We start from the raw sequence: 18,218 nt of genomic DNA on the forward strand, positions 1-18,218 counted from the left end.
GGCTCTCCCTTGTTGTGCAACTAGTTGCATAAACCGTGCGCGGTGCTCTACAACTACGGGCACGACACCGCGCACGGAGGGGCCATGAGCCGTTACCCGCACCTGCTGAGCCCGCTCGACCTGGGCTTCACCACCCTGCCCAACCGCGTCCTGATGGGCTCCATGCACGTCGGCCTGGAGGAGGCCGAGCGCGGCTTCGAGCGCATGGCGGAGTTCTACGCCGCCCGGGCGCGCGGGGGAGTGGGCCTGATCGTCACCGGCGGTATCGCACCCAACGAGGACGGGCGGCCGTACGAGGGCGGCGCGAAGCTCACCACCGACGCGGAGGCCGAGCAGCATCGGGGCATCACCGAGGCCGTCCACCGCGAGGGCGGCCGGATCGCGATGCAGATCCTGCACTTCGGGCGGTACGCCTACCACCAGAACCTCGTCGCACCCAGCCCCGTCCAGGCCCCGATCAGCCCCTTCCCGCCCCGTGAGCTCACCGACGACGACGTCGAGCGGACCATCGACGACTACGCCCGAGCCGCCCGCCTCGCCCGGCAGGCCGGCTACGACGGCGTCGAGATCATGGGCTCCGAGGGCTACCTCATCAACGAGTTCATCGCCGCGCAGACCAACCACCGCACCGACCGCTGGGGCGGCTCGTACGAGAACCGCATGCGCTTCCCGGTCGAGATCGTCCGGCGGGTGCGCGAGGCGGTCGGCGAGGACTTCATCGTCATCTACCGGCTGTCCATGCTGGACCTCGTGCCCGGCGGCTCCACCCTCGACGAGGTGATCACTCTCGCGAAGGCCGTCGAGGCCGCCGGAGCGACCATCATCAACACCGGCATCGGCTGGCACGAGGCACGGATCCCGACCATCGCCACCTCCGTGCCGCGCGGCGCGTACACCTGGGTCACCAAGCGGCTGATGGGCGAGGTGTCGGTCCCGCTCGTGACCACCAACCGCATCAACACCCCCGAGCTCGCCGAGGAGTTGCTCGCCGACGGCTGCGCCGACATGGTGTCGGTGGCCCGCCCGATGCTCGCCGACCCCGACTTCGTCGCCAAGGCGGCGGCCGGCCGCCCCGAGGCCATCAACACCTGCATCGGCTGCAACCAGGCCTGCCTCGACCACACCTTCAGCGGCAGGATCACCTCCTGTCTGGTCAACCCGCGCGCCTGCCACGAAACCGAGCTGGTGCTCTCCCCGACCCGGCGGCGCAAGCGCGTCGCCGTCGTCGGCGCAGGCCCCGCCGGCCTCGCCTGTGCCGTCAGCGCGGCCGAACGCGGCCACGACGTCACGCTGTACGACGCGGCGAGCGAGATCGGCGGGCAGCTCAACGTCGCCCGCAGGGTCCCCGGCAAGCAGGAGTTCGACGAGACGCTGCGCTACTTCCGCCACCAGCTCGACGCGCACGGCGTGGCCGTACGGCTGAACACGCGGGTGACCTCCGACGATCTCGCCGAGTACGAGGAGGTCGTCGTCGCCACCGGCGTCACCCCGCGCACCCCCGACATCCCCGGCGTCGACCACCCGAGCGTCCTCGGCTACCTCGACGTGCTGCGCGACGGTGCCCCCGTCGGCGAGCGCGTCGCGATCCTCGGCGCGGGCGGCATCGGCTTCGACGTCGCCGAGTTCCTCACCGACGGCGGCGACAAGGCGCACGAGGACCCGGCGACGTACTTCCGCCACTGGGGCGTCGACATGACCTATGACGGGCCCGGCGGCCTCGCCGCGCCCGAGCGGCCCGTGCCGCCGCGCACCGTCCACCTGCTCCAGCGCAAGACCACCAAGGTCGGCGCGGGCCTGGGCAAGACCACCGGCTGGATCCACCGCACCGAGCTCAAGCACCGCGGCGTCAGCATGGTCCCGGGCGTGCGCTACGACCGCATCGACGACGCCGGTCTGCATATCACCGTCGGCGACACCAGCACCGTGCTGGAGGTCGACACCATCGTGCTGTGCACCGGCCAGGAGCCGCGGCGGGACCTCTACGAGGAGCTGCTCGCGGCAGGTCGCAGCGTGCACCTCATCGGCGGTGCCGACGTGGCCGCCGAACTGGACGCCAAGCGCGCCATCAAGCAGGGCACCGAGCTGGCGGCCACGCTGTAGGTCCCGGGGGCGTCCCTAGGATGACCCCCATGTCACTCCCGCACGCGATTCTCACCGCCTTGCTCGAAAAGCCGTCCTCGGGGCTGGAGCTGACCCGCCGGTTCGACAGGTCGATCGGCTACTTCTGGTCGGCGACGCATCAGCAGATCTATCGCGAGCTGGGAAAACTGGAGGCCGAAGGTCTGATCCGGGCCCTGCCGGCCGAGCAGCCGGTCCGCGGGCAGAAGAAGAGCTACGAGGTTCTGCCCGCGGGCCGCGCCGAACTGGCCCGCTGGACCGCCGCCGCGCAGGACCCCAAGCCGCACCGCGACACACTGCTGCTGCGGCTGCGCGCCGCGGCCATGGTCGGCACCGCAGGGCTGGAAGCCGATCTGCGCCGCCATCTCGACCTGCACCGACGGCAGTTGGCCGAGTACGAGAAGATCGAGCAGCGCGACTTCCCGCCCGGCAAGGACAGCGCCCAGGACCGGCTCCAGCACCTCGTGCTGCGGGCGGGCATCGACCTGGAGACCTTCTGGACGCAATGGCTCGAACACGCGCTGGCGGAGTTCGCCGAACTGCCGGGCCGCGACACGAAGTGAGCGCGGGCGTGCTAGGGCCTGTCCGGCGGATCAGGTCGCAGGAAATCGGCGGCGCCCTATGAGCGCAGATGGGCGTGCCAAGCCCCGCGTCTGCGGCATGATCCGCCGGACAGGTCCTAGAGCCGGTAGGGCTTCGAGCGGCGGCGCAGGAACCAGGCCGCTGCGATGACACCGGTGCCCACCAGCGCCCCGCCCGCCACCAGGGTGATGGTGCCGTAGTCCCTGGTCGAGCCGCCGACCCCGCCGACCACACCGCGCGACGGCGAGGACGTCGTCGAGATCGTGGGCGTGGAGCTGGAGGAGACGATGACGGACTGGGTGCCGGCGGTGTTGTTGTTCGAGCACATGACGATGACGGTGTACGTACCGGGGCTGACGTTCGACCAGGCCGCGGACTGCAGACCGCTCGAGCCCGACAGCGACACCTGGCGGCCCTGGGCGAAGGTCGCCTGGTTGCTGTTGAGGAGCGAGGCGGTGCCCCAGCTGCCGTTGATCTGGGTGCACGCGCTGGTCGTCACCGAGACCGTCGAGCCGACCGTGCTCACCGAGATCCCGTTGACCGCGACGGCCGGTCCGGCGGCCAGGGCCAGCGGCAGTGCGGCGGCGGCTGCGGTCAGCCCGGTGCGGAGAAGTGGCTGAGAAGTAGGCATGGGACTGTCCTCCGGCGGCACGGTTGGCGGTACATCCCTTGCGCCGCCTGGGGTCGGGAAACGCCCGTGCTGCCTCAGTGGCAGCCAACGTGGCCCCGGCCCGTCCCGCATGCGGGCATCCCCCGGGCAGGTGACGTAATCCACCATCCGGCTCAGGCGGGTGGCTCACGGCCTTGCGGCAGCGCCCGTCGTGACCGTCCGCTCCGCCGAGAAGCCGCCCCAGGTGCCGTCCGGGAGCCTGGCCCGGATCCGCACCCGATGGGTCACCCCGGTCTCCCGGCCCAGGTAGAAGCTGTACGTCGCCCGGTCGCGCGGCGCCGTCCCGCCCCAGACGAGGGAGGTGGCCGGACGGCCGTCGAGGTGGACCTGGTACTCCGTGATCACTCCGTCGGCCTCGGGCGGCACCCAGGACAGGTCGATGTGGTACGCCCCGTCGGCGCGCCGGGTCGTCGCCCGGAACCCGGTGGGCGCAGTGCCGCGCCCGTCGTCCGTGCCCGGCGCGGTGGTGAGCCGGACGACCCGGCTCGCGGACGAGACATGGCCGGCCGCGTCCCGCGCGCGGACGGTGAAGGAGTAGCGGGTGCCGGGTCTGAGCCCGGTCACCACGGTCGTGGTCTGCGCCCCGCTCACGCTGTGGATCTTCGTGGCGCCCTGATGGATGTCGTACGAGGCCACTCCACGATCGTCCGTCGAGGCGGCCCACGACAACTGGACGGCCCGGCTGCCGACGGCCCGTCCCTGCGCCGCGCCGGGCCGCGACGGGGCGGAGCGGTCGACCGGGCCGGCGGCGGGGGTGGTGGCCTGGACCCCGCGGCTGCGCGGCCCGAGCCGTCCGTCCGTGTCGCGCGCCCGCACGGTGAAGACGTATGTCGTCGACGGGGTGAGGCGGGTGACGTCGGCCATGTGCTCGGAGCCGGGCACCTCCTTGACCTTAGTGGCGTTCCGGTACAACTCGTAGGAGCTGATGTCGGAGGACACCGCGTTCCACATCACATGGACGCTCGTCGCGCTCCCTGCTGTGGCGGTCACCCCCGTCGGCGCCCCGGGCAGCCTGCCGTCGTCGGCCGCTCCCGTGCCGCCCGCGCCGCAGGAGGAGACCAGCAGCAGCGTGCCACAGACGAGGGCAGCGGAAACGGGGACGCGTCGCACCTCTGGGCCTCCGCTGACGGAGTGACGGCAATGGTTCGGACCAATATGGCGCGGCTGGTGCGATCACATCAAGAGGGCGGCGGGTGCCGGGCATGCCGCGCGGTTACGTATGCTGAAGTTCCTCGCGGCTGAACTCTCCCTGAGGAGTGGGGAGTTCATGCCGATGGCGCGGACCGCTGTCGTCGCTGATCCCGCGCCGGCACGGGCGGCCGGGCGGCCGGAGCCGACACCGGCTCGGGCGCCCGGCCCCTGGTGGACGATTCGGGGCGCGCGTGCCGTTTCCGGCCTCTTCGGGTGGCAGTGTGATCGCATCGGCAGCAGATTGGGGCCGAATGTCCCTCAGTGTCCCCCAGCAGAGAGGCTCTTATCGTGCGTGTCCAGTACTTCACGCTGGCCGCGGCAGGCGCCGCCCTGCTCGCCTCGACCGTGCCCTCCCCCATCCACCCCGATCCGGACTTCGCCATACGGCACCAGCGGACGACCGTGCCGCACGAAGGCGCCGTGACGGCCGCCGACCTGCTGGCCAAGGTGAGCGACTGCACCCCCGTCTCGAACGGCCGCTACCGCACCGACCGCGACACCCCGGCCACCGTCCCCGTCTGCGGCACAGGCGATGCCGTCTTCTGGAAGGCGGACATGGACATCGACTGCGACGGCAGCCCCGGCACCCACTGCAACAGCGTCACCGACCCGTACTTCCTGCCCAGTACGGCCTTCCAGCAGTCCGACGGACGCTACTTGGACGCCGAGCGCCTGCCCTACGTCGTCGTGCCCATGCCGAGCGGCATCTGGAACTACCGCGACCACGGCGTACGCGGCGGATCGGTGGTCGCCGTCGTCTACCGCGACCAGGTGCAGTACGCGGTCGTCGGTGACACCGGGCCGGCCGACATCATCGGCGAGGCGTCGTACGCCACCGCCGCGGCGCTCGGCATTCCGCCCGACCCGCGAAGCGGCGGCACGGACTCCGGTGTCACCTACATCGTCTTCAAGGACTCCCAGGCCTCGCCCATCGAGAGCCACGAGGCCGCAGTCTCGGAAGGGGAGCGGCTGGCGCGGCAGTTCGTCGAGGGCTCCTGAGCTGCCGTCAGACGGCCGACCGGCCGTCGTCGACGGGCAGGATCGCCCCGTTGATGTTGCTCGCCGCGTCCGAGGCGAGGAACACGATCGCGGCGGCCTGCTCCTCGGGCCGGGCCAGCCGGCCGACGTTGACGAAGTGCGGGCCGAGGGCCGCGGGCCCGTGGGCGTCGGCCTCGGCCTCCACGACGATGCCGGTCCGCGTGCCGCCCGGCGCGACGGCGTTCGCCCGGATGCCCTGCTTGCGGTACATCACGGCGAGGGACTTCGTCAGGCCCACCACCCCGTGCTTGGACGCCGTGTACGCGGCGCCCGCGGCGCTGCCCCGCAGACCGGCCTCGGAGGCGGTGCTGACGATCGCGCCCCGGCCGGCCGCGAGCATGTGCGGCAGCACAGTCCGGGTGAGCAGAAAGGGCGCGGTGAGGTTGACCCGTATGACCCGCTCCCACTCCGCGTCACTGACGTCCGCGAGCGCCGACATCCGATCCATGATCCCGGCGTTGTTCACCAGGACATCCACCCCGCCGAAGCGCTCGACCGCGGTCTGCGTGACCCGGTCCACCACGGCCTGCTCGCTCAGGTCGCCCGTGACGGCGACGGCCGTGCCGCCCGCCTGCCCGATCTCCTTGACGGTCGTGTCCGCGCCCTCGGCGTTGAGATCCGCCACCACGACCCGGGCCCCTTCCCCGGCGAAGGCCAGGGCGGCGGCGCGCCCGATGCCCGAGCCCGCTCCGGTGACGATGACGCTGCGGCCGTCCAGTCCAGTGGCCATGGGGGTGCTCCTAGGGGTGAGGGGAGGGGTGCGGGCCCGGTGCGGATCCACCGTACGACTTATTGTCTGTGAGTGACAGAAAATCTTGGTGGAGAATTCCGGAGGACCGATCACCGGCGCCGGAGGAACAGATGACCGCAGCCCGCGGACGGACGGGCCGACCGCCCCTGACCGAGGAACGCAAGGCCGAGATCCGGCTGGAGATCGCCCGGGCGGCGGTCGACCTGTTCGTGCGCCAGGGGGTCACCGCGACCACCGGCGAGCAGATCGGGCAGGCCGTCGGCGTCTCGGCGCGAACCGTGTGGCGGTACTTCCCGAGCAAGGAGAACTGCGTACGTCCCCTGTTCTCCGCCGGCATCGACCTGATCGCCGAATGCCTGCGCGACTGGCGGCCCGGGCAGCCCCTCGTGGCGGCCCTGGAGCGGGCGTTCAGCACCGAGCAGGAGCGGGTGACCGGGACCGAAGGCGCCACGCTGGGGGCACTGGTACGTCTGACCCGGACGGAGCCGGGCCTGCGCGCGGTGTGGCTGCAGACCTACGACGAGGCCGAGCCGGCCTTCGCCCACGCCCTCGCCGACCGGGCCGGGCTGCCCGCCGACGACCTGCGGCCGGCCATCCAGGCGGCGATGCTCAACGCCGCCCTGCGCGCCGCGGTCGAGCACCACGCCTGGCGCACCGCCGACGCGGACACCGACCGCCACACGACGCAGACCGAACTGGCCGACGCCGTGCGCTCGGCTGTTGCGATGGCGGCGGAGGGGGTCACCTGACCGTCCTGCCGCCGGTGGGGAGGGACACGCGCGTGGGTGCGCCTCTGCGTGTGCGCGTCACACCTTCCGGTATGTGTACGCCTCCCCGGCCGCCGCCGCCACCGCGTCGAGGTCGGCTCCGGTGGCCGCTGTGACGACCGCGGCGATGGCGCCCTCGACGAACGGCGCGTCCACCAGGCGGGTGCCGGTGGGGAGTTCGTCGCCCTCGGCGAGGAGCGCCTTCACGGTGAGTACGGCACTGCCGAGGTCGGCGAGGACGGCGACCCCGGCGCCGCGGTCCACGGACGCGGCAGCGGCGGAGATCAGCTCCGCGCTGGTACCGAGCTCACCGCCCTCGGTGCCGCCGGCCGGGGCGACGGGCACTGCCGTGCCGCCGCCCGACAGCGCCTTCGCCAGCTCGGCAACGGACGCGGCCACCTGCGCGCTGTGCGACACCAGCACGATCCCGACCAGCTTCGCGTCACTCATCGGCGGCCTCCACGAGCCCCGCGATGAGCAGCGCCGACGAAGTGGCGCCCGGGTCCTGGTGCCCGATGCTGCGCTCACCGAGATAGCTCGCCCGGCCCTTGCGGGCCTGCAACGGAGTCGTCGCCAGGGCGCCCTGCTCGGCGGCGGCCCGTGCCGCGCCGAACGAGTCACCGAGCGCATCCACCGCCGGCACCAGCGCATCGATCATCGTCTTGTCGCCGGGCGTGGCGCCACCGAGCTGCATCACCGCGTCCACGCCCGCCCGCAGCGCCTCGGCGAGCTGTTCCTCGCCGACCTCGGCCGCGTCCCCGAGCGCCTTGCCGGTCCGCCGCAGCAGCGTGCCGTACAGCGGCCCGGAGGCACCGCCGACCGTCGAGATGAGCTGCCGCCCGGCCAGCACCAGGATCGCACCGGGCGTGTCCGGGGCCTCCTTCTCCAGCGCCGCGATCACTGCGGTGAAGCCGCGCTGGAGATTGCTGCCGTGGTCGGCGTCCCCGATGGGGGAGTCGAGGGCCGTGAGCCGTTCCGCCTCGCGGTCCACGGATGCGGCGGTCGCCGTCATCCAACGGCGGAAGAAGTCGGCGTCGAGCACTGGATCTCCTTGCGTGGTAGGTACGGCGTGGTAGGTACGTCGATCACCTGGAACGCCCGGTCACACACCCCACCGCAGGCCCGGCGTCCGCACCGGCGCGTCCCACAGCCGCAGCAGTTCCTCGTCGATCTGACAGAGGGTGACCGAGGCACCCGCCATGTCGAGGGAGGTGACGTAGTTGCCGACGAGGGTGCGGGCGACGGCGACCCCGCGCTCGGCCAGCACCCGCTGCACCTCGGCGTTGAAGCCGTACAGCTCCAGCAGCGGGGTCGCCCCCATGCCGTTGACCAGGACCAGGACGGGATTGCGCGGCGCGAGGTCCTCCAGGACCACGTGCACCGCGAAGTCGGCGATCTCCCGCGAGGTCATCATCGCCCGCCGCTCCCGCCCGGGCTCCCCGTGGATACCGATGCCCAACTCCAGCTCGCCGGGCGGCAGATCGAAGGTGGGGGTGCCCTTCGCGGGCGTCGTGCACGCGCTCAGCGCCACGCCGAAGCTGCGGGAGGCCTCGTTGACCTGCCGGGCGATCGCCTCGACCCGCTCCAGCGGCTGGCCCTCCTCGGCGGCGGCCCCGGCGATCTTCTCCACGAACAGCGTCGCGCCCGTCCCGCGCCGCCCGGCCGTGTAGAGGCTGTCGGTGACCGCCACGTCGTCGTTGACCAGCACCTTGGCGACCTGGATGCCCTCGTCCTCGGCGAGCTCGGCCGCCATGTCGAAGTTGAGCACGTCACCGGTGTAGTTCTTCACGACGAACAGCACCCCGGCCCCGCTGTCCACGGCCGCCGCCGCCCGCAGCATCTGGTCCGGCACCGGCGACGTGAAGACCTCCCCGGGGCAGGCCGCCGACAGCATGCCGGGCCCGACGAACCCGCCGTGCAGCGGCTCGTGCCCCGAGCCGCCGCCGGAGACGAGCGCCACCTTCCCGGCGACGGGCGCGTCCCGCCGTACGATCACCCGGTTCTCCACGTCGACGGTCAGCTCGGGATGCGCCGCCGCCAGGCCCCGCAGTGCATCGGCGACGACGGTCTCCGGGACGTTGATGAGCATCTTCACGGGTACCTCCTGAAGAGATTAGCAGGCGGGCCCTGTACCTGTGTTTCCCGAGGTCAGAGCACATAAGGCCAGTTTTCGATCTTGGCGGTTCGTGACGGTCCGGGGCGGGTCCTGACGGTACTGATGCTGACTTCGGTGACGGCCCGTCAGGTCCTGCGGGTGATCGGTTGTCGGACGACTGCAGCTCCTGTTGACGGCAGTATCGGCCTTGCGGCAGCGAAGGTCACGCTGTCGGCTCCCGAGGAGCGGCAAGCTGTGCACAGGCAGGGAAGAGAAGATGACCACCACCGGCGGCTCGGCGCTGCCCAAGAACGGCATCGCCCACCAGAGGGAGAAGCCCTCAAGGGCAGCGCTGACGAGGCCCCGGCGGACGCCAGCAACGCGTCAGAGGGCGTGTTCACCGAGCTGAAGGGTGATGGCACTGTGGCGATTCGGCAGGCCAAGAAGAGGGGCGGCCCAGAAGATCGGCACCCACTGCGGGAGAGGGTTGGTACCCGAGCCGGGGTAGACCACCGACGCTACCTTCGCGGCCAGGGAGGCGACGCACGGATCATTCGTGCCGGAACTCCAAGCCAGTGAGCCGTTTCAGCGTTGCCGCTCCAGGGTGAGGACGGCGGCGGAGATTGACGACATGCGATTCGGGCTGCACCGGGCCCTGCGGAAGATCCGCCACGACTTCAGCCGTGCGACCCCGCGCTCGACCGGTGCCCGTGCCGCGGACAGCGCGCGGTTGACGGAGCGCTGGGTCGGCGTGAGGTCGCGGCCCGGCGGACGTCTGAGGGGTGTCGTCACCCACGGGCCGGCTCCCATGCAGACGCGGCCGGCGAGGACCGGGACGCCCTGGCGTTCACAGATCCGGATGATCCGGTGGGTGCGGGCCGCGGTGAGATCGTGGGCGCGGCCTGGCAGCGCGGGCGAGATCCACAGCAGCCGTTCGGCTGGGTCGGTCACGTCCTTCCCCCCGTCGATCAGTACCACCGTCCGCGCCCCCAAACTGGACGAGGTCCTCACGACGGCACAGGACCCGCAGGCCCGGCCGGCCGAACTCATCACCACGGCCGCAACCGGCGTGCCCCGCAACCTGTCCCCGTCACTCCCCGACATCAAGAAGCAGCGGTCGGCCGTCTACCGCGACAGCTGTCACGTCAACTACGCCGCCACCGTGTCGCCCGCCTGCGCCTACGGTGACCGGTCCTCCGACAAGGTCGTCGTACTGTACGGGGACTCGCATGCCACGCAGTGGTTCCCGGCGGTGGAGAGGCTGAGCCGGCCGTAGGAGTGGAAGTTGGTGTCGTTGACGAAGGCGTCCTGCAAGACCGCCGACATCACGATCGTCGACAACCATCGTCCGTACAAGGCGTGCGACACCTGGCGCAACAAGGCACTGGAGCGGATCTCGCGCCTGCAGCCGATGCTGGTCGTGGTCTCCTCCTCCGAGGCGGGCGAGTCGGCGAAGGAGCTCAAAGACCTGCTGCAGGACTGGGCGGCGGGCTATGGACCCGTCTACCGGCGGCTGGTCGGCGCTGCGGACCACGGGGTCGTACTGCTCGACAATCCGTGGCCGAAGAACGATGCCGTCGAGTGCGTGTCGAGTTACCCGCTGCAGCTGCAAGACTGCGAGCAGGACCAGCGCGACGCGATCAAGGACCCCACCCGCCGGGAGGCCAACCGGCAGGGCGCCCGTCGTGCCAGTGCCGCCGTGGTCGACCCGAAGCCCTGGCTGTGCCCCGGGTCGGGCAGGTGCCCCCGGGTCGTAGGCGACACGTTCGTCTACCGCGACGAGAGCCATGTGGTGGATCCCTACGCCGAGGCGCTGACCCCGGTGCTGCGCCAGGAGCTGCGGAAACTGTGGATGCTCGGCGGGTAGCCCTGGAGCAGCCCGCTCGTCTGCCTGGTACTGGCTTTCCTAGGGACGGCTGCCCAGGAAAAGGCCTCCCTGTATGCCCAGGCACTCCGCCACGACGATGGATCCCGCAAGGCGCCCTTCGCAGAGGAAAGCCACCTCTGCCGCCGACGCCGGATTCCCGTCGAAAGATGGCAAGACTGATGATCGCCGACAAGTCGGCTGCCCCCGAGCTCCGGGAGCACCGGCGCCCTACCGCCCAGCATCACCGGCAACACCGCCCCTGGCACTTCAAGACCGTGGTCGCGATCGTCTTCGTGGTCATGGCCGCCAGCAGCGCGCCGTCTCCGCTGTACGGTCTCTACCAGCAGCAATGGCACTTCGGCACGACCACGTCGACGATCGTCTACGCCTGCTACGCCGTCGGCGCGATCCTGACCCTGCTGGTCGCCGGGGACCTGGCCGAGCACCTGGGTACTCAGCGGACGATCGTGATGGCGCTGGCCACTGTCGTCGTCAGCTTTCTGACGTTCCTGCTTGCCACGGGGGCGTGGGCGCTGTGCCTGGCTCGCCTGATCCAGGGCGTCGCGGTCGGGTTGCTCACCAGCAGCGCGGGCTCGGCCCTGGCCGACCTTCACCGGGACCGCAGTCACCAGGCAGCGGCGGCGGCCAACAGCGCGGCGACCTCGACAGGCATCGCGCTGGGCGCGGTGTTCTCCGGCCTCGCCGTCCAGTTCGCTCCCGCACCGCTGGTCACCCCGTTCGTCGTGCTGACCGTCCTGTCCCTCGGCGGTCTCGCCCTGGTGCGGGCGATTCCCGCCTGGCAGATCGCGCCCGAACGGCTCAGGCCCTGGCGCCCCCGGGTGCTGCGGCTGGGTGCGGAGCCGCGCGGGATCCTGCTCCGGGTGGCCCCCATCGTGACGGCCGGCTGGGCGGTCGTCGGCCTGTACCTGGCACTGGGGGTCGACCTGGTCGCCGGCCTGCTGCACACCACCGACAGGGCACTGTCCTCGCTGGTCATCCTCGTGGTGCAGGGCTGCGGCGGCATCGCTCCGATGCTGCTGCGCAGGCTCGGGGACCGGGCGGCATCGGTGACGGGGTGCGCGCTGCTCGTCGCCGGGGTCGGGGTGTCCGTGATCGGCTACGACACCGCCCACGCCCTGTTGTTCTTCTCCGGCGCGGCGATCACCGGTGCGGGCTTCGGCCTGACCTTCATGGGGTCCACCAGCACCGTGACGGCGGCGATGATCGCCAAGGGCTACCCCCAGCTCCTGCCGGGGTTCTTCGCCCTGGCCTACCTGGCGGTGAGTGTGCCGGTGGTCGTTCTGGGCGCCGCTGCTTCCCGCTTCGGCGTCGCCGCCGCCTTCTCGGGGTTCGGACTGCTCGTGGCACTGCTGGCCGTAGCAGCAGGGGTCATTGCTGTCCGCTCGGGCCGGGCCGAGCTCCGGAAGCAATAGCTACATCCAACCCGATTTTTCTAACATCGAACAAATGAGAGGTAGTAGCATGACCACTTGGTTCATCACTGGCGCGTCCCGCGGTTTCGGCCTGGAGATCGCACGCCAGGCACTGGAGCGGGGCGACAAGGTCGTGGCGACGGCCCGCAATCCGAAGGGCGTACAGGACGCGCTCTCCCAGTACGGGGACAGCTTGCTCGCTGTCGCCCTGGACGTCACCGACGAGGCGCAGGCCCGCGAAGCCATCGAGGCAGCCGTCGAGAAGTTCGGAACGATCGACATCCTCGTCAACAACGCAGGACGCGGTGTGCTGGGCGCGGTGGAGGAAACCACCGACGCAGCGTTCCGCTCGGTCTACGACACCAACGTCTTCGGTCTGGCCAACGTCACCCGCGCCGTACTGCCGGTCATGCGCCGACAGCGGTCGGGCCGCGTTCTCAACCTGAGTTCCATCGGGGGCTTCGAGAGCGTGGCGGGCTTCGGCGTCTACTGCTCGACCAAGTTCGCCGTGGAGGGCCTGTCCGAGGCCATGCGCGCGGAACTGGCGCCGCTGGGGATCCAGGTCACGATTGTCGAGCCGGGATACTTCCGCACCGACTTCCTCGACGCCACCAGCCTGCTCACAGAGGGCCGGATCATCTCCGACTACGCCGACACCGCCGGCGCGGTGCGCCAGGCCGTCCCCGGACTCAACCACGCCCAGCCCGGTGACCCGGTCAAGGGAGCCACGGCCATCCTCGCCCTGGCCGACGCCGCCAACCCGCCGCTGCGCGTCCAGCTCGGCAGCGACTGCGCCTCGGCCATGGACCGTAAGATCGCCCAGCTTCGCGAGGAGACCGACACCTGGCGGGAACTGGCCCTGTCCACGGACCATGACGACGTGACGGTCAGCATCTGACCCGCCGTATGACGCGCAGGGATCGAACGAGAAGGAGGCTGCCGTGACAGAACTCGGTGAATACCTGCGCGCATGCCGCGCCCGGGTCAGTGCGGAGCAGGTGGGGCTGCCCACGTCCGGGCACCGCCGGGTGCCGGGACTGCGGCGTGAGGAACTCGCGTCGCTGGCCGGCGTCAGCGTGGACTACATCGTGAGGCTGGAACAAGGCCGCGTGAAGTCCGCCTCGCCCGCCATCCTCACGGCCCTGGCCCGGGCGCTTGAGCTGCGCCCCGACGAGGAGGAATACCTGCTGCGGTGCGCGGCCGAAGCCGGCATCTCCGACCGGGCGAAGCCGGCCGCACCGAGAAACCAGCAGGTATCGCATGCAACCCAGGTCCTCCTGGACAGCATGGTGAACGTCCCGGCACTCGTGCTCGGACGCCGCATGGACATCCTGGCGTGGAACAAACTGAGCGCCGCGCTGTTCACCGACTACTCCAGGCTGCCGGCCAAGCGGCGCAACCACATATGGCTCACCTTCCTCGATCCCGAGGTCCGGGGGCTGTACGCGAACTGGGAGCAAGTGGCCCAGGAGTGTGTCGCCTACCTCCGCATGGACGCCGGCCGTTACCCGAACGATCCCGAACTCGCCCGTCTCGTCGGGGAACTGTCCTTGAAGGACCCCGACTTCCGCCGATGGTGGTCCGACCACAGGGTGCGGGCCCAGCGGCATGGCCGCAAGGAGTTCGTCCACGCGATCGCCGGGGAACTGAGCCTGGACTTCCAGGTGCTGGATGTGCGGGGCTCCACGGACCAGAGCCTGCTCGTCTACACGGCGGAACCGCACTCGCCCAGCACACAGGCCCTGACCTTCCTGGCGGGCTGGGCCGCTACCGAGCTCCCCGCCCGGCCGACGGAGGCGGCAGGATCCCCCCGGCGGCCCGGGGCAGCACCTGCGGCGGGGGAATCCAAGGACGGGGCGTAGCGCATCAGCGGGACGGCCGGGCCGAAACACTTGGGGAGCAGGGTGTGCGACACCCTGCTCCCCAACGCTGTTCGTCTATACGCTCCTCACCTTCGCCCTGATCCTGGGCAGCCGGCAGATGTTCGGCAACGTCTCCCGCTGCCTGCTTCCCGCCTTCCCCCTGCTCTATGAGGGCACCCAGCAGATTCGGTGAGGAATCGCGCCCCTCGGACTTGGTTGAGCAGCTCAACGAGTCCACGACCAGCAGTGGGCTCCGATGCCGCGCGCGAGCGTCTCGGAGGACACTGAGGGCGTACCGAGTTCTGAGGCGAGTGAAAGCTGATGACTATGGGTGCATCTCACGCCACCAAGCGCAGTGGTCCCCATGGTGGAGTCCCGGCGGAAAACAAAGCCCACATCCTTATCGACCAGCGGGGCACGGTGGTCGGGTGGAGCTCGGAGGCCGAAGGGCTGCTGGGCTGCCCGGCGGATGCAATGCTGGGGCGCCCGGTACTGGACCTGCTGGCCGGCGCCGATCCCAATCGGTCACAAGAGCGAGGGCCGCTTCCGAGCCCTTCGCCCGGATCCTTCACCTCGCCGCGGCACGCGGGGCAGTGCGCGCCGGCGCTCAGGGCGTCCGGTAGAGGGTCAGGTGCTCGTGGTAGAGCATCCCGTCGCGGACGTCTCTCGTGGCGGTGAAGGCGGGGTTGTCGACGTAGTCGATGTGTCAGCCAGTACTCAGGGCCGTCTGAGAGGCTTGGGTCCTTTGTGACGCCAGGCGGTGGTCGACGGTGGCGATGGCCGCCAGGACGACCACAACCAGGGTCATGCCGATCCAGCCGGCGATGGACGCCGTCGCTCCCAGCGGCACCGCGCACACGGCCCCCACCAGGCGGTCGGTAAGCCGTCCGCTTCCCAGCAGGCCCCGGTAGGCCGCGTGGCCCAGGAGGAACAGCGCTGTGCCGCAGCCCAGCCACCACCGGTGTGCATGACCGTCGAAGTGGTGAATGGCGTCGGTGATCCCCGCGGCGACCAGGATGATGCCGACGATCATCACGAGGTGTGCGCCGGTGAATGCGTAGTAGGCGAGCATCTGGCGACGGTGCTCGGTGGCCTTCTCGAACTCGGCGTCGGCCCGGCTTTCGTCACCGTCGAAGTACACCCACCACAGGCCCGACGCCACGGCGATCCCCAACACCACGCCGAGGGCCAGGGGTATATCCACCGCGTGGCTCTCCGATCCCTCGGCGCCGAACCCGATGGCGACCACCGACTCACCCAGAACCACCATCAGCAGCAGTGCATGCCGCTCCACGAAGTGATGCGGCTCGAGGACGAAGCCGCGGATGCGGCCCAGGAAGGGCGAGAGGTACAGGACCAGCACAGCGGCGGCCCAGCACACCCAGCCCCATGCTTCCGGCAGGTACGGGGCGACGAGTACGAGGAGGCCGGCCGCGGCGTTGAACGGCATGTTGCGCAGGATGGCCTGCCGCGCCGACGGGACATTGGCGGTCAGATAGACGATCCCGTGGATGGCGACGACGGCCAGATACGCCAAGGGGAAGGCCCAACCCTCGGGTGCGAAGGCGTAGGGGACATCCAGCCCCATGATGAAGAAGCCGGTCATGGCAAGCATCAGCAGCAGGCGCACCTGCACCGCGTCGGGCCGCACCGCGTTGGTGAGCCATCCGAACCCGCTGAACATCCACCACACGATGACCATCGGGAACAGTCCCTTGAGGAGGCCCTCCCACCCGGGATGGCTCTCCACCGCGTGGGTGACCTGGGTGACGACGAAGACGAACACCAAGTCGAAGAAGAGCTCGGCCGGCGTCACCCGGCCCTGGGTGCTCTCTGAAATCCACAGTCGCCTGGGAACGAGGGAAGTCTCGTTCCGTACGGTTCTTTCCATGGGCGGTTCGCTTTCCCCCATCGGTACGAGCGGACAGCCGTCCGCCGGGGCACCCGGTGGCGAATCCTGCGATCGAAAGAGGCGGCAGAAACGCCCACAGCGCGCCTGACCCTGCTCGCCGTGGCTGAGGGCAAAGGTCTCCTGGCAGTTGGCGGCATCCAGATTAACTGATCGTTTCTGCGTGAGATCGGCGTGCCGGCTGGGTTCGACTCGCTGCTCGGCAATGACCACGGTCGCCTCGACCCCACCGAGATGATCGACGCGATGGTGCGGATCGTACTCAGCGACACGAGCAATTCTGCAACGTGGTACCGGAGCTCATCGAGAAGATGCTGAAGCAGAGCCAGGCCGAGGCCTGGGACATCACCATCCGGGTGTTCCGTCCACGGAGATCGACGACAGGGATCTCCGCTGAGACATCTCGAAACGGCTGAGGGCCTTCTGGAGCAGCGTGGATCGCCACATCCGCAGCGGAGACCGGAAGGCCCTCATCCCGCATTACCTCAGGCCCCGGAAGGGGCGAATTTCCCCCAGAGGTCTGGGGCTGTTGAACAATGAGAGCGCGACAACCAGCGGATCGGCCATGCCCCCGAAGGCTCCGTGAGGACGATTTTCCGTTGATCACTGCGTCACCGGCCTGGGCACGGTAAGTCGAGGTCAGTGGTGTCGGTCGCCGCCGCGCTCGAGGCCGGCAGCGGCACCGCTCGCGCCTCCCGGCTCGCGCTCGGCGGCGCAGGCACCAGCCGTGGCGCGGCTGACGCGGAACGGGTGCTGCTCGGCGGGCCGGCCACGGAGTCGGTCTTCCGGGAGGCAGACGTGGCCGTTCTTACGGCACTCGTGGCGATGGCCGGATCGGTGGTACGGGTGAGCCGACGAAGGCCTGCGTCGGAGGGCGAGCCCGGGACGACGCTGTAGGTGAAGAGCGTCTGATCAGGTTCGTTCGGAATGTGAAGGCGTTCGCTGTGGAGCACGATCTCGCCGACCAGAGGATGGCGGTAGCGACGTCGGCCGTTCCTGCAGAGCTCAACCTCATGGGTGGCCCAGATTCGGCGGAATTCGGAACTCACCGCCGTGAGCTCGTCGACGAGCGCGGCGACGGCTGGATCGTGTGGATGGCGGGCGGCGTCGAAGCGCAGCATGGCGATCGCCTCGTGGGCTGCGACGTTCCAGTCCGCGTACGGTGCCTTGCCCGGAGCGTCGAGGATCAGCCAGCGCAGGTAGTTTCCGCGGGCTCCCAAGCCGCGGAACAGCGCGTGCGCGGGCTCGTTCATGGCGAGGAGGTCGAGTAGCCGTCCGAGGACGAACGCCGGGGTGGAAAGGTTCTCGAGCAGCAGGCGTAGTCCGGCGCTGATCTGCTGGTCGTCGGCACACCTGGGTGCGTGGGTGGCAGACGTCCGGGCGATCTCGTACAAGTAAATTCGCTCGACAGGGGTGAGGCGCAGAATCCTGGCGACCGAGTCCAACAAGGCGTCTGACACGTTGGGGCAACGGCCCTGCTCGAAGCGGACGTAGTAGTCCACGCTGATGCCGGCGAGGTCGGCCACCTCTTCCCGCCGAAGGCCGGGCACACGGCGCGCTCCAGGCCCGAGCGGCAGACCCGCCTCCTCGGGTGTCACCCGGGCACGGCGTGAGCGCAGGAAATCTCGGAGCATCGTGTTGCGGCTCATTGGGGCCGCCGCGTGGCAGCGAAGGGGGGTACTGGCGTACCTAGGGACGTGGCCGTCCCAGGGACAAACGCGTCCCTTCCGCGCCTGACGGTTATGTCATCAACTACAGGCATGCCAACTCTCTCGGGCGAGGTCGAGCGGGTGCTCTCCGCAGGCGTCTCTACTCGAACGTCAGCTCTGTTCAAGAGGCAGTCCGAGGCGCGTTCTGACTTCTGCGGGACTGGTGGGACTGGTGGTGGGAATGGCGGGACGCCGTTAGATCTGTCCGGAGGGTCGGTGGCGTGAC

Annotated in this window: 17 protein-coding genes and 3 pseudogenes; 10 read left to right on the top strand and 10 right to left on the bottom strand. The window is 70.1% G+C overall.

Going from position 1 to position 18,218, the window contains the following annotated elements:
- Window positions 1–84: 84 nt before the first annotated feature.
- Both ACKTSN_RS43345 and ACKTSN_RS43350 read left to right on the top strand, forming a co-directional pair.
- Window positions 85–2,100, top strand: a complete 2,016-nt coding sequence (locus ACKTSN_RS43345; RefSeq protein WP_409474075.1) for an FAD-dependent oxidoreductase — start codon at window positions 85–87, stop codon at window positions 2,098–2,100.
- Window positions 2,101–2,129: 29 nt separating this feature from the next.
- A complete protein-coding gene (locus ACKTSN_RS43350; protein ID WP_409474076.1) occupies window positions 2,130–2,681 on the top strand; it encodes a PadR family transcriptional regulator in 552 nt (183 codons plus the stop codon).
- 116 nt (window positions 2,682–2,797) lie between these two features.
- Here ACKTSN_RS43350 and ACKTSN_RS43355 read toward each other — a convergent pair whose 3' ends face one another.
- Both ACKTSN_RS43355 and ACKTSN_RS43360 read right to left on the bottom strand, forming a co-directional pair.
- A complete protein-coding gene (locus ACKTSN_RS43355; protein WP_409474077.1) occupies window positions 2,798–3,331 on the bottom strand; it encodes a hypothetical protein in 534 nt (177 codons plus the stop codon).
- Between the two features lie 165 nt (window positions 3,332–3,496).
- Window positions 3,497–4,480 (bottom strand): fibronectin type III domain-containing protein, encoded by a 984-nt coding sequence (locus tag ACKTSN_RS43360; RefSeq protein WP_409474078.1) that lies wholly within the window; start codon window positions 4,478–4,480, stop codon window positions 3,497–3,499.
- A 369-nt stretch (window positions 4,481–4,849) separates the two neighbouring features.
- Here ACKTSN_RS43360 and ACKTSN_RS43365 point away from each other — a divergent pair, with 369 nt between their 5' ends.
- Window positions 4,850–5,560, top strand: coding sequence for a glycoside hydrolase family 75 protein (locus ACKTSN_RS43365; RefSeq protein ID WP_409474079.1), 711 nt, complete (start codon window positions 4,850–4,852; stop codon window positions 5,558–5,560).
- Between the two features lie 7 nt (window positions 5,561–5,567).
- Here ACKTSN_RS43365 and ACKTSN_RS43370 read toward each other — a convergent pair whose 3' ends face one another.
- Window positions 5,568–6,329, bottom strand: coding sequence for an SDR family NAD(P)-dependent oxidoreductase (locus tag ACKTSN_RS43370; protein ID WP_409474080.1), 762 nt, complete (start codon window positions 6,327–6,329; stop codon window positions 5,568–5,570).
- A gap of 131 nt (window positions 6,330–6,460) precedes the next feature.
- Between ACKTSN_RS43370 and ACKTSN_RS43375 the strand changes: the two genes are divergently transcribed.
- Window positions 6,461–7,099: a TetR/AcrR family transcriptional regulator gene (locus tag ACKTSN_RS43375; RefSeq protein ID WP_409474081.1), complete on the top strand. Its 639-nt coding sequence runs from the start codon at window positions 6,461–6,463 to the stop codon at window positions 7,097–7,099.
- A gap of 57 nt (window positions 7,100–7,156) precedes the next feature.
- Here ACKTSN_RS43375 and ACKTSN_RS43380 read toward each other — a convergent pair whose 3' ends face one another.
- The 4 genes and pseudogenes from ACKTSN_RS43380 to ACKTSN_RS43395 all read right to left on the bottom strand — a co-directional run.
- Complete coding sequence (locus ACKTSN_RS43380; RefSeq protein WP_409474082.1) at window positions 7,157–7,567, bottom strand: PTS-dependent dihydroxyacetone kinase phosphotransferase subunit DhaM; 411 nt, start codon at window positions 7,565–7,567, stop codon at window positions 7,157–7,159.
- The gene (gene dhaL, locus ACKTSN_RS43385; protein ID WP_409474083.1) at window positions 7,560–8,159 is read right to left on the bottom strand and encodes a dihydroxyacetone kinase subunit DhaL; all 600 of its coding nucleotides are present in this window, start codon (window positions 8,157–8,159) and stop codon (window positions 7,560–7,562) included. The genes ACKTSN_RS43380 and dhaL overlap by 8 nt, the downstream gene beginning before the upstream one ends.
- Before the next feature lie 60 nt (window positions 8,160–8,219).
- A complete protein-coding gene (gene dhaK / locus ACKTSN_RS43390; protein ID WP_409474084.1) occupies window positions 8,220–9,212 on the bottom strand; it encodes a dihydroxyacetone kinase subunit DhaK in 993 nt (330 codons plus the stop codon).
- A gap of 585 nt (window positions 9,213–9,797) precedes the next feature.
- Window positions 9,798–10,163 (bottom strand): annotated as a pseudogene (locus ACKTSN_RS43395) (transposase family protein); the annotation flags it as partial.
- A 118-nt stretch (window positions 10,164–10,281) separates the two neighbouring features.
- Here ACKTSN_RS43395 and ACKTSN_RS43400 point away from each other — a divergent pair.
- From ACKTSN_RS43400 to ACKTSN_RS43425, 6 genes and pseudogenes are all read left to right on the top strand, one after another.
- Complete coding sequence (locus ACKTSN_RS43400) at window positions 10,282–10,488, top strand: hypothetical protein (RefSeq protein WP_409474085.1); 207 nt, start codon at window positions 10,282–10,284, stop codon at window positions 10,486–10,488.
- Window positions 10,489–10,500: 12 nt separating this feature from the next.
- On the top strand, window positions 10,501–11,079 hold the full coding sequence (locus ACKTSN_RS43405; protein ID WP_409474086.1) for an SGNH hydrolase domain-containing protein: 579 nt from the start codon (window positions 10,501–10,503) through the stop codon (window positions 11,077–11,079).
- A 167-nt stretch (window positions 11,080–11,246) separates the two neighbouring features.
- The gene (locus ACKTSN_RS43410; RefSeq protein ID WP_409474087.1) at window positions 11,247–12,512 is read left to right on the top strand and encodes an MFS transporter; all 1,266 of its coding nucleotides are present in this window, start codon (window positions 11,247–11,249) and stop codon (window positions 12,510–12,512) included.
- Between the two features lie 49 nt (window positions 12,513–12,561).
- The gene (locus ACKTSN_RS43415) at window positions 12,562–13,410 is read left to right on the top strand and encodes an oxidoreductase (protein WP_409474088.1); all 849 of its coding nucleotides are present in this window, start codon (window positions 12,562–12,564) and stop codon (window positions 13,408–13,410) included.
- Between the two features lie 43 nt (window positions 13,411–13,453).
- Window positions 13,454–14,374, top strand: coding sequence for a helix-turn-helix domain-containing protein (locus tag ACKTSN_RS43420; protein ID WP_409474089.1), 921 nt, complete (start codon window positions 13,454–13,456; stop codon window positions 14,372–14,374).
- A 327-nt stretch (window positions 14,375–14,701) separates the two neighbouring features.
- Window positions 14,702–14,884, top strand: a pseudogene (locus tag ACKTSN_RS43425) (PAS domain-containing protein); the annotation flags it as partial.
- Between the two features lie 97 nt (window positions 14,885–14,981).
- Here the strand turns inward: ACKTSN_RS43425 and ACKTSN_RS43430 are convergent.
- The 3 genes and pseudogenes from ACKTSN_RS43430 to ACKTSN_RS43440 form a co-directional block, all read right to left on the bottom strand.
- Window positions 14,982–15,080 (bottom strand): annotated as a pseudogene (locus tag ACKTSN_RS43430) (Atu4866 domain-containing protein); the annotation flags it as partial.
- Complete coding sequence (locus ACKTSN_RS43435; RefSeq protein WP_409474090.1) at window positions 15,081–16,496, bottom strand: low temperature requirement protein A; 1,416 nt, start codon at window positions 16,494–16,496, stop codon at window positions 15,081–15,083.
- A gap of 398 nt (window positions 16,497–16,894) precedes the next feature.
- A complete protein-coding gene (locus ACKTSN_RS43440; protein WP_409474091.1) occupies window positions 16,895–17,917 on the bottom strand; it encodes a helix-turn-helix domain-containing protein in 1,023 nt (340 codons plus the stop codon).
- Window positions 17,918–18,218 lie beyond the last annotated feature (301 nt).

The organism is Streptomyces flavusporus, from assembly GCF_046267975.1.
Taxonomy (GTDB): Bacteria; Actinomycetota; Actinomycetes; order Streptomycetales; family Streptomycetaceae; genus Streptomyces; species Streptomyces flavusporus.

Excerpts from the sequence above, each read along its gene's own strand:
- ACKTSN_RS43345 (WP_409474075.1), top strand. The coding sequence starts at position 85 with ATGAGCCGTTACCCGCACCTGCTGAGCCCGCTCGACCTGGGCTTCACC.
- ACKTSN_RS43350 (WP_409474076.1), top strand. The coding sequence starts at position 2,130 with ATGTCACTCCCGCACGCGATTCTCACCGCCTTGCTCGAAAAGCCGTCC.
- ACKTSN_RS43355 (WP_409474077.1), bottom strand. The coding sequence starts at position 3,331 with ATGCCTACTTCTCAGCCACTTCTCCGCACCGGGCTGACCGCAGCCGCC.
- ACKTSN_RS43370 (WP_409474080.1), bottom strand. The coding sequence starts at position 6,329 with ATGGCCACTGGACTGGACGGCCGCAGCGTCATCGTCACCGGAGCGGGC.
- ACKTSN_RS43375 (WP_409474081.1), top strand. The coding sequence starts at position 6,461 with ATGACCGCAGCCCGCGGACGGACGGGCCGACCGCCCCTGACCGAGGAA.
- ACKTSN_RS43380 (WP_409474082.1), bottom strand. The coding sequence starts at position 7,567 with ATGAGTGACGCGAAGCTGGTCGGGATCGTGCTGGTGTCGCACAGCGCG.
- ACKTSN_RS43410 (WP_409474087.1), top strand. The coding sequence starts at position 11,247 with ATGGCAAGACTGATGATCGCCGACAAGTCGGCTGCCCCCGAGCTCCGG.
- ACKTSN_RS43415 (WP_409474088.1), top strand. The coding sequence starts at position 12,562 with ATGACCACTTGGTTCATCACTGGCGCGTCCCGCGGTTTCGGCCTGGAG.
- ACKTSN_RS43440 (WP_409474091.1), bottom strand. The coding sequence starts at position 17,917 with ATGCTCCGAGATTTCCTGCGCTCACGCCGTGCCCGGGTGACACCCGAG.